The sequence below is a fragment of the Phytohabitans houttuyneae genome (assembly GCF_011764425.1).
Taxonomy (GTDB): Bacteria; Actinomycetota; Actinomycetes; order Mycobacteriales; family Micromonosporaceae; genus Phytohabitans; species Phytohabitans houttuyneae.
Map to the genome: position 1 here is coordinate 750040 of NZ_BLPF01000003.1, position 12675 is coordinate 762714.

11 protein-coding genes and 1 pseudogene are annotated in these 12675 nt (G+C 70.5%); 5 read left to right on the plus strand and 7 right to left on the minus strand.

The genetic code is table 11. The features are described from left to right. Window positions 1-78 precede the first annotated feature (78 nt). From Phou_RS38230 to Phou_RS38240, 3 genes and pseudogenes are all read right to left on the minus strand, one after another. Window positions 79-1246, minus strand: a pseudogene (locus tag Phou_RS38230) (zinc-dependent alcohol dehydrogenase). After that, complete coding sequence (locus Phou_RS38235) at window positions 1243-1707, minus strand: hypothetical protein (RefSeq protein WP_178135002.1); 465 nt, start codon at window positions 1705-1707, stop codon at window positions 1243-1245. Before Phou_RS38235 ends, Phou_RS38230 begins: the two are co-directional and overlap by 4 nt. 296 nt (window positions 1708-2003) lie before the next feature. Then, window positions 2004-2675 (minus strand): SDR family oxidoreductase, encoded by a 672-nt coding sequence (locus tag Phou_RS38240; protein ID WP_173066644.1) that lies wholly within the window; start codon window positions 2673-2675, stop codon window positions 2004-2006. 59 nt (window positions 2676-2734) lie between these two features. Between Phou_RS38240 and Phou_RS38245 the strand changes: the two genes are divergently transcribed. Continuing rightward, window positions 2735-3133 carry a MerR family transcriptional regulator gene (locus Phou_RS38245; protein ID WP_173066647.1) on the plus strand — a complete coding sequence of 133 codons (399 nt, stop codon included), beginning with the start codon at window positions 2735-2737 and terminating at the stop codon, window positions 3131-3133. A 171-nt stretch (window positions 3134-3304) separates the two neighbouring features. On the opposite strand, the gene Phou_RS38250 is transcribed toward Phou_RS38245, so the two are convergent. Together Phou_RS38250 and Phou_RS38255 are read right to left on the minus strand one after the other, a co-directional pair. After that, on the minus strand, window positions 3305-4081 hold the full coding sequence (locus tag Phou_RS38250) for a transglutaminase-like domain-containing protein (RefSeq protein WP_173066650.1): 777 nt from the start codon (window positions 4079-4081) through the stop codon (window positions 3305-3307). A gap of 53 nt (window positions 4082-4134) precedes the next feature. Beyond that, window positions 4135-5316: an FAD-dependent monooxygenase gene (locus Phou_RS38255; protein ID WP_173066653.1), complete on the minus strand. Its 1182-nt coding sequence runs from the start codon at window positions 5314-5316 to the stop codon at window positions 4135-4137. Between the two features lie 222 nt (window positions 5317-5538). Here Phou_RS38255 and Phou_RS38260 point away from each other — a divergent pair, with 222 nt between their 5' ends. The 3 genes from Phou_RS38260 (at window position 5539) to Phou_RS38270 (ending at window position 10814) form a co-directional block, all read left to right on the plus strand. Beyond that, window positions 5539-8772 (plus strand): cutinase family protein, encoded by a 3234-nt coding sequence (locus Phou_RS38260; protein ID WP_173066656.1) that lies wholly within the window; start codon window positions 5539-5541, stop codon window positions 8770-8772. Further along, a complete protein-coding gene (locus Phou_RS38265; RefSeq protein WP_218579469.1) occupies window positions 8769-10328 on the plus strand; it encodes a DUF5722 domain-containing protein in 1560 nt (519 codons plus the stop codon). Before Phou_RS38260 ends, Phou_RS38265 begins: the two co-directional genes overlap by 4 nt. A 279-nt stretch (window positions 10329-10607) precedes the next feature. Continuing rightward, a complete protein-coding gene (locus tag Phou_RS38270; protein ID WP_173066660.1) occupies window positions 10608-10814 on the plus strand; it encodes an RNA-binding S4 domain-containing protein in 207 nt (68 codons plus the stop codon). A 141-nt stretch (window positions 10815-10955) separates the two neighbouring features. Here the strand turns inward: Phou_RS38270 and Phou_RS38275 are convergent, their stop codons facing one another. Next, entirely contained in the window at window positions 10956-11393 is a 438-nt protein-coding gene (locus Phou_RS38275) for a hypothetical protein (protein WP_173066663.1), read from the minus strand. Between the two features lie 179 nt (window positions 11394-11572). Between Phou_RS38275 and Phou_RS38280 the strand changes: the two genes are divergently transcribed. Continuing rightward, a complete protein-coding gene (locus tag Phou_RS38280) occupies window positions 11573-12178 on the plus strand; it encodes a YdeI/OmpD-associated family protein (protein WP_173066665.1) in 606 nt (201 codons plus the stop codon). Between the two features lie 24 nt (window positions 12179-12202). Here the strand turns inward: Phou_RS38280 and Phou_RS38285 are convergent, their stop codons facing one another. Then, window positions 12203-12598, minus strand: a complete 396-nt coding sequence (locus Phou_RS38285; protein ID WP_173066668.1) for a RidA family protein — start codon at window positions 12596-12598, stop codon at window positions 12203-12205. Between the last annotated feature and the right edge of the window lie 77 nt (window positions 12599-12675).

A 12675-nucleotide genomic window follows, 5' to 3' on the forward strand; every position in this document is an offset into this window, starting at 1 on the left:
CACCGGCCCCGGAAAGCGGGGCGCCGTGCCCGGCTCGACGACAGTCGCCATCCGACAAACCCCCGTTGAGTCAAAGATCTAGGGCGTGAACACCGCGCGGACGCAGTGGTCTTGTTTGTCTTTGAACAGTTGGTAGCCGGTTGGCCCTTGGTCGAGGGGAGCACGTGGGTGGCGAGGTGTTCGGTGATCAGTTCGTCGCGTTGCATGCGGTCCAGGAGCATGGGGATGTAGCGCTGGCCGTGCATTTGGGCGCTGCGTAGGGTGAGGCCTTTGTTCATGAGTGCGCCGAGCGGAAATTTGTCGACCATGCCGGAGAAGACACCGAGCACGAAGACGCTGCCGGCCTTGCGGCAGGCGTGGATTGCCTCGCGTACCGCGGTGGGCCGGTCTTGCTGCAGCCGCAGCTGCTGTTTGACCTGGTCGTACACGTGCTGTGGGCCGGTGTGGTGCGCTTCCATGCCGACCGCCTCGATGCACACGTCGGGGCCTCGCCCGCCGGTGCGCTCGCGCAGCTCGGCTTCCACGCTCGTCCCGGTGTAGTTGATGGTTTCGGCGCCGATGTGCCGTTCGGCCATCGCCAGCCGGTAGTCGAAGCGGTCGATCACGATGACGCGTGCGGCGCCGAGCAGCATGGCGGCTCGTGCGGCCATCTGGCCCACCGCGCCGGCGCCCCACACCGCCACGACGTCGCCGGGCTTGACGCCGCCGAGGTCGGCGCCCATCCAGCCGGTCGGGCCGAGTCAGAGGCGAACAGGGCGCGTTCGTCGCTGACACCGTCTGGGATCCGGAACGCGCCCACGTCGGCGTACGGCACGCGGATGTACTCGGCGTGGCTGCCTTTGAAGCCGCCCATCGCGTGCGAGTAGCCGTAGCAGCCGCCCGGCGCCTGACCCCACAGCGTCTCGGTGATGGCGGGGTTGGTGTTGCCGTTGTCGCAGCAGGAGTAGAGGTCGTTGGCGCAGAACCAGCACCGTCCGCAGGAGATGAACGAGGAGACGACCACCCGGTCGCCGGTGTTGTGTGTGCGCACGTCCGGGCCGACCTCGACGACCTCGCCGATGAACTCGTGGCCGAGTACGTCGCCGGCTTGCATGAACGGGATGTACCCGCCGAGCAGGTGCAGGTCGGAGCCGCAGGCGGCGCTTCGCCGCACGCGCACGATCATGTCCTGGCGGTTTTCGATCCGCGGGTCTGGTACCTCGCGTACCGCGACCTTGTTGATGCCTTCCCAGGTCAGGGCTTTCACAGCAAGCCCTCCTCACGTCCGTGGCTGGTGGCGTACGCCAGCGGGCGGTTGAGGATCGTGCGGCGGTTGGACGGGCGGCTGTCCGGCTCGAGCACCTCACCGGTCTCGATCAGGCATCGGGCCTCCCGCAACGCCCGCCGCACCGCATGTCGCGGGTCCCGGTCGGTGACCCTCGCGGCGATCGCCGACAGGCCGGCCGGCTCGCCGCCGCGCAGCCGCACCGCGATCTCCGTACCCCGCTCGCCCGGCGCCGCACGCAGCTCGACCTCCACCGCATCGCCCAGCACGGCAAGCGGCTCAGGCAGCGCCGCCGCGCGCACCTCGTCCACCGGCTTGTAGACGGTCAGCACATGCCAGCGCGGGTCCGGCTCCATCCGGCGCTCCCGGATCCGGGCCGCCAACACACCACCAACCACCGCCACGCCGGCCGCACCCGCGAAGGCAACTTTGATCAACTTCATTCTGTCCACCCCCCGAACCAGCGGGATACCCGCGAGGCATGGACCAAACGCCCGAACGCGAGGTTTATAGGTCAGGCCCAGCAGTCGAGTCGGATCCACTGGTTCGTGCCGGTGGACGCAACCTCACGGAACAAGGCCGCAATGGCTTCTGCAGGACACGATTCCGCTGAGCAGCCTGTGCCAGCAAGCCAGGAGCTCCGCGCGCCGCGTTCGGGACCGTTTCACCTGCAGCGCATCGACAACCCGCTATCAGCGAACACCAACTCCCGGCGTGCCAGCCAGGGGACAAACTACCGCTAGCGGGCCAAGGCGGCTTTGGCCTGGATGCTCGCCTCGTCGATCAGGACCTCGGTGCGGTTGGACTCGAGGCCGTCCAGTGCGGTGCGGACCACCGCGGCCGGGTCGTTCTTGGGGACGTCCCAGCCGGCCATCATGTCGGTGTCGGCGGCGCCCAGGTGCAGGCCCGTGACGAGGGTGCCCTGGCGGGCCAGTTCCACCCGGACGGCGTTGGTCAGGCTCCACTGGGCGGCTTTGGCCGCGCTGTAGGCGTTGGCTCCGTCGAAGGGCGCCCACGACAGCACCGACAGCACGTTGAGGATGGCGCCGCCGCCGTTGGTGCCCAGCAGCGGGGCGAACGCCCGGATCACGTCGAGCGTGCCGAAGAAGTGGGTGTACATCTCCAGGCGGATCTTTTCCAGGTCGCCGGTGACCAGGTTCTGGGAGGTGGAGATGCCGGCGTTGTTGACGAGCAGGTTGACGTCCGGTGCGCTGGCCGCGGCGGCCGCGACCTGGCTCGGGTCGGTGATGTCGAGGCGGAGCACCTGGACGCCGGGAACGTCGACACGTTCCGGCGTGCGCGCGGTGGCGTAGACCTTACGGGCGCCGCGTTCGAGCAGCTGTTGGGCGAAGTGTCGCCCGAGGCCACGGTTGGCGCCGGTGACGAGTGCGACCGAGTCGGAGATCTGCATGGCGGCTAGGCTAAGACCTGACGTTGACGTCAGAGGCAAGAGTCGTGAGGGTGGTCACGATGCGTATCGGAGATGTCGCGGCGCGGGCCGGGGTGAGTGTGCGGGCGCTGCGCTACTACGAGGAGCAGGGCCTGCTCGCTCCGACGCGCAGCGTCAGCGGGCAGCGCCACTACGCCGAGGCCGCGGTCGAGCGGGTTCAGCTGATCCAGCAGCTCTACGCCGCCGGGATCTCCAGCGCCCGGATCCGGGACCTGCTGCCCTGCATCCACGCCGGGGTGAGCACCCCGGATTCGTTGGCGCTGCTGGCTGCCGAGCGAGCCCGCATCGACGAGCAGATCATCGGCCTGATCGAGACCCGCGACCGCCTCGACAGTGTGATCGCCGCCGCCGAGCGCGCGGTAGCGCCGCAGTTGTCCCGCCCGCCCGCGCCGCAGGCGGATCGGGTCGAGGTCGGCTAGCTCCTGTCCGTACGGTGGCAGGCGCCCTGACACCCGAACGGGTGACTGCACACCGCAGTTGCGGCGGGCTTGGGTCGGAGGGTCTCCGTCGGTTGGTGGGAGTTTGGTGCTGGCCGGGGCGGTGTCTGCGTGGTCGTCGGCTGGCGGTGGTGGTGGCCAGAGAGGTGGGGGTCAGTCGGGTAGTGCGATGAGCGAGGTGTGGTCGTCGGCGGGTAGGTCGCCGTCGGTGGCGGCGGTGATCTGTTGTTCGACCGGGTTCAGCGTGCCGGTGAGCGTGGTGGAGAAGGCGACATCGGCCGCGTCCCGGCCGGTCGCGATGCGGGCCAGCGTGCCGCGCGGTGCCAGGCGGGTGGCGTCCCATATCCACCAACGGCCGTCGAGTGCGGTTTCGGTGACCAGGTGGAAGTCCATGGGGTCGAGGCCGGCGGCGTAGACGGCGACCACCCGGGCTGGTATGCCGACCGCGCGGCACAGCGCGGCGACCAGGTGTGCGTAGTCGCGGCACACTCCTTGGCCCGACAGCAGTGTGTCCACGGCGTCCGTGGTGGGTCCGCTGGTCGCAGGGGTGTACGACAGGTGTCGATGCACGTGTGCCTCGATAGCGCGCACGGCGTCAGCTTGGGGGAGTGCGCCGAACCTGTCGGTGGCGTATCCGGCGAGCCGGTCGGACGGGCAGTAGCGGCTGGGGCGCAGCGCCACGAGCCGCTGGTGTTCGGTCAGTGGCGCGGGCGGCTGGCGGCGGTCCGGCAGCTCTGCGCTGTAGGTGACGACGAGCCGTCCCGACCCTACGCGTACCAGATGGGTGCGGTCGACGGCCGTGGCGGCGACGTCCGCCCCGTCGAGCGTGACGGTGAGCTGCTCGGAGGTGACCGGGCCGGCGACAGCCACCTGGAAGGCGACCTCCGCTGGCCCGTCGACCTCGTACGACAGGGTGGTGGCGACCCGCATGCCGCCATTGTCGAGCCGCCGCACGCCGTCCGCACTCCGGCAACGGCTCGGGTTTACTCAGGAGGGCGGGGTGCGGCGAGTCCGTTGCGCGGTGAGCGAGCGGGCACTGCGCGGACTGGACCGTCGCTGAGCGGTGGGTCGACCGTGGGAAACGAGCGGTCGCCGAACAGGATCCGCGCCGCCATCGCACGACCGGCACGGCCGCGCAGCAGGGCCACCGCCGCTTCCGCCGCGGCGGGGGATCGGATGCCGGCGAAGGTGCGGCGCAACAGCAGCCGGCCGCGAAATCGGGCCCGCAGCGCGTCTCCCGAGTACTGGTCCAACACTCGCTGGTCGCCGGTGCGCAGGTAGGCGGCGGCCACTGCCGCGGCCAGCTCGGACATGCGCAGGCAGGGGTCCAACCCGCCGGCCGTCAGCGGCGACACCGCGCCCGCCGCGTCGCCGACGAGCAGCCCGGCGGGGCACGCCAGCCGCCGCAGCACACCGCCGATCGGGATCGGACCGCCCCGGCGCTCGATCGGGCCGCTCGGCGCCGCGCGGCCGGGAGCGTCCACTGTGAACGCGTCCAGCAGGTGGCGGATACCGGCGCGCATCGCGTGCGGATATCCGGCGACGCCGACGTGCGCGTGCCGGCCGTCGTCGATGACCCAGCCCAGGTACCCGGGCGCGAACCGGGGGTCGAGTACACAGTGGAAGGCCGGCAGGGTCGTGCCCGGCGCGACCGGGTGGACGATCTCGGCACCGACGAGGAAGCGCCGGTTGACATCGAGGCCGAGCTCGCGGGCCACGCGGGAGCGGGCGCCGTCCGCGCCGACGACGAACCGCACTGTCACCGGCTCCGCGTCCGCGAACCGCGCCAGGCCCGCCGACCCGCCGGTGTACCGCACTCCGAGCAGGACCCGCGCTCCGGCCGACTGCGCCGCGCGATACGCGTGCTGGTAGACGGCCGCCATGTCGGCCACCCGGTACTCGTCCCGGTCGCTGGTGAGCCGGATCGGCGCCCGCCGGGACGGCGGATACAACAGCATGTCCCGGACACCGGGGCCGAGGAGGTGGTCCGGCAGGTCGAAGTCGTCGAGGGTGCGGCGCACGAAGATCCCCGTCGTACGGATGCCGGCCGACAGCGACCTGCGGCGGTCGACCACCAGCACATCAAGGCCCTGCGCCGCCAACAGGCGGCCGGTGTGCAACCCGGCCAGGCCGGCACCCACCACCAGTACATCAACGGTCCGCACACGCCCGACGCTAGAAGGCGACACCCGGCCACACCACGATCGGCACACAACCCACCCGGTACCTTCACACCCCCGCCACACCTCAAACCGTGACACCCGGTCGTGCGCACGGCAGGTCGATCGCGCTGTCCAGTTCCGTGAAGCCGGTTTGAAGCCGCCCTATGTTCGGATCCCTTCGTCGGCTGCGGATCGCCGCGCCACGGGGAGACGGGGAAAATCTCGATGCGAACCCTCTTGAGTGGACTCGCCGCCGTGCTGGCGGTGGTGGGGGTCCTTGTTGTACCGGCGCCTCCGCCGGCAAGCGCCGCGCCGCAGCCTCCGGCGGCGAAGGCGGCGACGTCCGTGGCGGCCGCTCCGATCTGCTCGCCGTACCTGGTGATCGGCGTGCGCGGCTCGGGTGAGGACAAGGTGGGGCCGTTCGGGTTCGGGCACCGCGCCGGGGCGTACGCCCAGGCGGCCTCCAACGCGCTACCCGCTGTCGATACGCGTTACCACACGCTCGACTACGCGGCCGCACCCGTGACCAACCCGCTCACCTGGTGGGGCTCGGCGACCAGGGGCGCGGAGCTGCTGGTGAGCCTCGTGTACGAGATGGTCAGCTCCTGCCCCGGGATCCGGATCGGCCTGATGGGCTACTCGCAGGGCGCATATGTGATCAACCTTGCCCTCAGGCTGATGTCCGCCGATGCGCGGAACTCGGTGCGTGCGGTGCTGCTCCTCGCCGATCCGATCAGCTGGGGACGCTCCAACTACAGCAAGTGGCTGGAGGAAGGGGGCAGTCCGGGCAGCGCCTACCGGCAGGGCCACGGCATGCTCGGCAGAGAGATCATCCCCTCGGACATCGAGTGGCGCACGACCGACTTTTGCATCGTCGAAGACAAGGTGTGCAACTCACGATCGTCCAACACGCTGTGGAACGCGTTGTCGGCGTTGATGAACCAGCGGGTGCACAAGGAGGGCTACACGGTCTGCTGCGGCCACCGGAACTACCGCGCCTACCTCGGCGGCGAGTTCGCCACGCGGCTGCTGGGGCAGCTGGGGTACGGGCGGCCGGCACCGCCGGAGATACCGGCGCCGCCAACAGGCCCGCCGCCGGTCACCTCGGTCAACGGGTTGGCGGACGGCACCGTCCTCGTCACCTCGGACACCGGCCGGGTGTACCGGATGGTGGGCGGGGCACCGATCTGGATCTCCAGTTGCGCGAACAACCTCTGCCCTAACCCTCGCCCCACCACGCAGGCGGTGATCAACGCGGGTCCGGCCGTGCCGCGGGACGCCGCCACCGCCTCGGACGAGGCGGGCAACGTCTTCAAGTTTGTCGGTGGGGCGCCCATCCACCTGTCCAGCTGCTCGGTGGGATGCGGCAGCCCGGTGCCGATCACCGCCAGCAGCATCGTCAACTACGACCACATGCGCCCGAAACCCGCCGACGGCGCCACCGCCAAGGACGAGGCGGGCAACGTCTTCAAGTTTGTCGGTGGGGCGCCCATCCACCTGTCCAGCTGCTCGGTCGGATGCGGTACCCCCGTGCCGATCACGGCGTGGAGCGTCGCCACCTACGAGCACATGCGTCCGGTACCTGCCGACGGGGCGACCGCCAAGGACGAGGCGGGCAACGTCTTCAAGTTTGTCGGTGGGGCGCCCATCCACCTGTCCAGCTGCTCGGTCGGGTGCGGCAACCCGGTGCCGGTCACCGGGTGGAGCATCGCGACGCTGGAGCACATGAGCGCCGTGCCGGACGACGGCTCGACCATCCGGGACGAGGCCGGCAACATCTTCAAGTTTGCCGGCGGCGCCCCGATCTTGCTCGCCTCCTGCGCCGTCGGCTGCGGTAACCCCGTGCCCATCACCGGGTGGAGCGTCGCGACGCTGGAGCACATGAAGCCGGTACCCGACGACGGTACGACGATCGTGAGCGAGACCGGCGACACGTACGTCTTCGCCGGCGGCGCGCCGCTGCGCGTGCCGGACTGTCAGGTCAGCTGCGACACGATGGTCCGGATCAGCGGCGCCAGCGTCGCCAACCTCGACCACATGCGGGCGGTACCCGCCGACCACGCGACGGTGCGGACCGAGACCGGCGCGGTGTACAAGTTTGCCGGCGGCGCACCGCTGTGGCTGTCCGACTGCGCCTCCGGGTGCGGCGATCCGGCCGAGGTGACACAGTGGACGATCGACACCCGTGAACACATGCACCGGCTGCCCGTCGACGCCACCAACCTGCGGGCGGTGGAGACCGGCACGCTGTACCGTACCCGCGGAGGTGAGGCCGACCTGGCCGGGCAGTGCCCGGCCGAGACCGGCTGCGCCAACGCGGTGGCCGTCAACCAGAAGTCCGTCGACTCGATCGCCCACGGCGTCGCCAACCGCGGCCCCGCCTACGGCGTGCTCTCCCGCTACTTCAACGGTGTGGACCACTTCACGACCGTCGGCGGCGTGCCCGCCGGCTACCGCCTGGAGTACGCCTTCGGGCTGCTCGCCCGCACCGCCGAGCCCGGCACCGTGCCGCTGTACGCCTGCCGGCTGGGCACCGACACCTTCAGCTCCACGTCGTCCACATGCGAGGGTCAGACCGTCGTCGGGTACCTCGGCCACATCTACGCCGCGGCACCGGCCGACCAGGCGGCGATCGCGCTGTACCGGTGCATCGCCCCCGGCGGTGGGCACTTCGACTCGCTCAGCTCCACGTGTGAGGGCAAGACGGTGGAGTTCCGGCTCGGGTTCGTGCCGGCGCTGGCACCGCTGACCCGCTACTTCGACGGCACCGACCACAACACCACGACCGCGGGCGTCCCAGCCGGCCACCAGCCAGAGTGGACACTCGGTATGCTCTCGCTGGTATCGCAGCCCGGCACGCTTCCCCTCTACTCGTGCCAGAACGGGTCGGACACGTTCCTGGCGCGGGACGCCGCCTGCGAGGGCAAGCAGGTGGTGCGCCACCTCGGGTACATCTACACGGCGCCGCCGGCGGGCTGGCCGTCAATCGAGCTCTTCCGCTGCATGACCGCGACCGGGGAGCACTTCGACTCGATCAGCGCGACCTGTGAGGGCAAGACGGTCGAGCGCTCGCTCGGCCACCTCGTGGCCCGGACCCTGCTGACCCGCGCGATGCGCGGCTCCGACCACCGCACCAGCGCCGGCATCTACCCCGCCGGCTATCGACACGAGCACACGTTCGGCTACCTCTCCGCGGTCAGCGAGGCGGGCACCCGCCCGCTGTACTCCTGCCTGCTCAACGGCACCGACTCGTTCACCTCCGCGGCCGCCGACTGCGAAGGGCGCGAGGTGCTCGGGAGGATGGGGTGGATCTGGCAGCAGCCACCGGCGGACGGTCCCTCGGCGGCACTGTACCGGTGCACGGTCAGCGGCACCGCCGAGCACTTCGACTCCGTCAGCGCCACCTGCGAGGGGCACAACACCGAGTTCCTCCTCGGGTACGTGCGGGTGCGGCCGTGAGGCGGCTGGCCGCGGTGGTCGCCGCCGCCCTCCTCGCCACCGTTGGACCCGCGCCGGCGCGAGCGGCGGCCGACGCGGTGCCCTACCCGGAGCGCGACGGGTACCGGATCAAGGCGATCCAGCCGGACGCCTGGCCGGACAAGGCGGAGATCGCCGGCAACAACACCGGTGGCGTGGCGATGAACCTGGTCTGGGCGCAGTGGCAGCCGACCCGCAAGGCGGCACCCTGCGCGGCGGGGGAGGAGACCTACGACGGGTACTGCTTCGCGGTGCCCGCCGAGGTGGACGCCGACATCGCGGACTGGACCGCGCGGGGCCTGGCGGTCACGTCCGTCGTCTACGGCGTGCCGGCCTGGGCGCGGCACGACAAGGTGTGCTCGCCGGTCGCGCCGGGGTTCGACATCTTCTGCACGCCGAACGACCCCGCCGACTACGGCCGCTTCGCCGGCATGCTCGCCAGGCGGTACAACGGCCTTGGCGGCCACGGCCGGATCGCCGACTTCGTCGTGATGAACGAGGTCAACTCCAACGCGTGGTTCGACATCGGCTGCGGCGGCGGCGTGGCCTGTGACGTCGACGCCTGGCTCGACGAGATCGCCGGCACCTACAGCGCCGCCTACGACAGGGTGATCGCCGAGCAGCCGACCGCCAAGGTGCTCATCTCGCTGGACCACCAGTTCGGCGCCGCACTCCAGCGCCCCACCGCGTCCGACGCCACGCTCGCCGGCGAGACGGTACTGCGCGGGCTGGCCGACCGGGCCGGCGACCGGGCGTGGCGTGTCGCGTTCCACCCGTACCCGAAGAACCTGCGCGACCCCGCCTCCAGCCCGGACGACTACCCGCACGTCACCTACGGCAACATCGGCGTGCTCGCCGGCTGGCTGCGCGCCACCTTCCCCACCCGGCCGCACACCTGGGACATCCAGCTCACGGAGAGCGGCCTCAGCTCGGCCGCGCCCTCCACCCCACAGCGGCAGGCGGCCGCCGTCTGCGACTCCTTCCGCAACGTGCTGGGCACCCCGGGGATCAGCAACTACGTGTACCACCGGATGCGCGACCACCCCGACGAGGTGGCCAGCGGGCTCGCGCTCGGCCTGCGCAACCCCGATGGCACGGCCAAGCCCGCGTGGAGCACCTGGGCTCTCGCCAACCGCAACGACCTGACGCCGCCGAGGCTTTCCTGCGGTTTCGAGTCACTGCCACACACCCGGCTCGTTCGCGGCTACAACCCCGCGCGCGGGCACTGGGCCTCGTCACGGCTGCTGCCGGCCGGCTTCACCGCCGAACGCTCGTGGCGGCTCTGGCGCGACCAGGTCGCGGGCACGGTCCCGCTCTTCGAGTGCAAGGTCGGGGGGCACAACCTGCTCACCCGGGCCGCGGGCTGCGAGGGGCAGGCTCCGCTCGGCCCGGTCGGGCACGTCCACACCCAGCCGGTGGCCGGCACGGCACCCCTGTACCGCTGTCTCGTCCCCGGCAACGGCGACCACTTCGTCTCCAGCAGCGCCACCTGCGAAGGGCAGCGCACGGAAGGCCTGCTCGGCTACGCGCTGCCCTGACCCCCGCGTGCGAGATCGCCGACCTGCACCGGGTCAGTTGGTGTGGATCGCGGCGGGTCGTCACCGGGCGGTGGGCCGGGTGCTGTCGTCGGCTGTGTGGATGGCACGGCCGCCGATGCTAACGGCCCGGCGCCAGTGAGCGGCTACCGCCGGCCAGGCGGATGGTTCGTTCGTAGACGGGTCGTGGCTGGGGTACAGGTGTTTAGCCATCGCAGGGCGTCGTGCGATCTATCCGCGAGTCGCACCGGCTGGTCGCCTCGCAGGTTCGATGATGCGGTGATGAGAGATGTTCCGATCCGCGACGACATGATTCGCCTTGGGCAGTTCCTCAAGTTGGCCGGCGTCATCGAGTCGGGTGGTGAGGCCAAGTCCGCTATCGCGGCAGGCGAGGTTGAAGTCAACGGCGAGGTCGAGTTGCGCCGTGGTCGGCAGCTTCATCGTGGTGATGTCGTCGATATCGACGGGGAACGCCTTCGGGTGGCTTGAAGCTGGGCGGCGAACGCGGCCGGGAGGAATCGCCCGCCCTGGATGCTCGCCGCGGCAACGTGCACGGATCTGCCGCGACCGCGTGCCTAGTCCGGTGTGAGCACTGGTTGGTGCGGTTCTCGGAGGTGTCCTGGTGAGTGGTTAGTCGAACCAGTTGAAGAGGGCGTCGCCGAGGCGTGCCGGCCGGTGGTAGGCGATGTCATGCCTCTCGCTGGCGTTCAGGTGGGTGAGATGCGCCTCTGTCAGCGGTTGTTCGAGTTCGGCTGGTGCGGCGACGTGCAGGCCGACCACGGTGAACAGGTCTGGACGCGGAACGACACGGAATGCTGGCGTGAGCGCCTGAGGGTCGGCGTCCTCGGTAGCCGCAACCAGGGACGCGCCCGCGTTCAACAGCAGTCGGAGCCGTCCGTCGTCGATGTCGACACAGACCCGGTAGTGGTTGCGGCCCACGGTCGGCGGCTCAACGGGGCTGAGAACGTGTCCGCCGGTTTCTCGAGCGACCTGGTGTACCGCGGCGAGCCACGTCCTGGCCATGATGGGATCGACGTGGGCCGTGGTCACGCCGGCGATCAGGGTCACGGTGCCACGATGCAGCCTGAGCCGAGTCACGGCAACCTACCCACGTGGCCGCCAACCGCCTCACCGCTCGGCCTGTGACGGTCTGCCGAGCGTCCGGCTCGCGGGCGGCCCGGCGGGTCGGGGCTGGGCGGCCCGCAGGTAGCGGCTGGGGGCAACAGGTGCAGCGATAGCCTGCCGTCATGACGAGTGCCGAGCTGGATGAGTTGATCGTCGCGGACGCCGAGGCGCTGCGGGCGTGGTTGTCGGCCAACCACGCGGTGTCACCCGGTGTCTGGCTCGTCCTGACCAAGAAGGGCGGCACGGTCACGACCCTGACGTGGCAGCAGGCGGTCGACGAGGCGCTGTGTTTCGGCTGGATCGACGGGCAGGCCCGTAAACGGGATCAGGAAACCTCCTGCATCCGGTTCACTCCTCGCCGGCCTCGCAGTGCCTGGTCACAACGCAACGTCGCCCACGTGGCCCGGCTGGAGGCGCAGGGCCGCATGCAGGCCGCGGGCCGCGTCGCGGTGGAAGCGGCGAAGGCGGATGGGCGGTGGGCGGCCGCCTACGCCCCGCCGTCGGAGGCCGAGGTGCCGGCCGACCTCCTCGCCGCCGTCGCTGCCGACCCCGCCGCCCAGGCCATGTTCGAGGTACTCACCAGCGCCAACCGGTTCGCTCTCATCCACCGCCTCAACGCCGTCAAGCGGGCGGAGACCCGCGAGCGGAAGATCGGCGAGTTCGTCGCCATGCTGGCCCGCCAGGAGACGATTTACCCGCAGAAGGCCAAGCCTGCCAACTCGCCGTAGACCTGCGGTTGCGTCCGTCGTGTCTTAATCCATGGCAGTGGCCTCGATGGCGACGACGAGGCCGGGCGCGGCGAGGCTCGCTACGCCGAGCAGGGTGGTCGCGAAGCGTACGCCGGTGCCCTCGAAGCGCTGGTTGACGACCGTGAAGTTCTGGAGCAGGGCGTCCATGTCGGTGGTGTAGACGTTGAGCCGTACCACGTTGGTGAAGGTCATACCGGCGCCGGTGAGGACCGCGTCGAGGTTGTCGAGGGCCAGTCGGAGTTGGGCGGCCATGTCGTGCGGATGTTGCGGGTTGCCGCTGGCGTCGACGGCGTCCTGGCCGCTGCAGACGAGCTCCCGGCGCCGGCCCTCGACGAGTTGTGCTTGGTCGAAGCCGAGCTGCACCGACCACGGCCAAGGGTTGACTGCGGTGCGTTCCATCGGTTGGTTCCCTTCCCTCGTTGAACGGTCAAGGCCCACGATCGGCGGTCGATGCGACAACCCTGTGTCGGTGTTTC

Excerpts from the sequence above, each read along its gene's own strand:
- Phou_RS38250 (WP_173066650.1), bottom strand. The coding sequence starts at position 4,081 with ATGCGGGTCGCCACCACCCTGTCGTACGAGGTCGACGGGCCAGCGGAG.
- Phou_RS38270 (WP_173066660.1), top strand. The coding sequence starts at position 10,608 with ATGAGAGATGTTCCGATCCGCGACGACATGATTCGCCTTGGGCAGTTC.
- Phou_RS38260 (WP_173066656.1), top strand. The coding sequence starts at position 5,539 with ATGCGAACCCTCTTGAGTGGACTCGCCGCCGTGCTGGCGGTGGTGGGG.
- Phou_RS38240 (WP_173066644.1), bottom strand. The coding sequence starts at position 2,675 with ATGCAGATCTCCGACTCGGTCGCACTCGTCACCGGCGCCAACCGTGGC.
- Phou_RS38235 (WP_178135002.1), bottom strand. The coding sequence starts at position 1,707 with ATGAAGTTGATCAAAGTTGCCTTCGCGGGTGCGGCCGGCGTGGCGGTG.
- Phou_RS38245 (WP_173066647.1), top strand. The coding sequence starts at position 2,735 with ATGCGTATCGGAGATGTCGCGGCGCGGGCCGGGGTGAGTGTGCGGGCG.
- Phou_RS38280 (WP_173066665.1), top strand. The coding sequence starts at position 11,573 with ATGACGAGTGCCGAGCTGGATGAGTTGATCGTCGCGGACGCCGAGGCG.
- Phou_RS38285 (WP_173066668.1), bottom strand. The coding sequence starts at position 12,598 with ATGGAACGCACCGCAGTCAACCCTTGGCCGTGGTCGGTGCAGCTCGGC.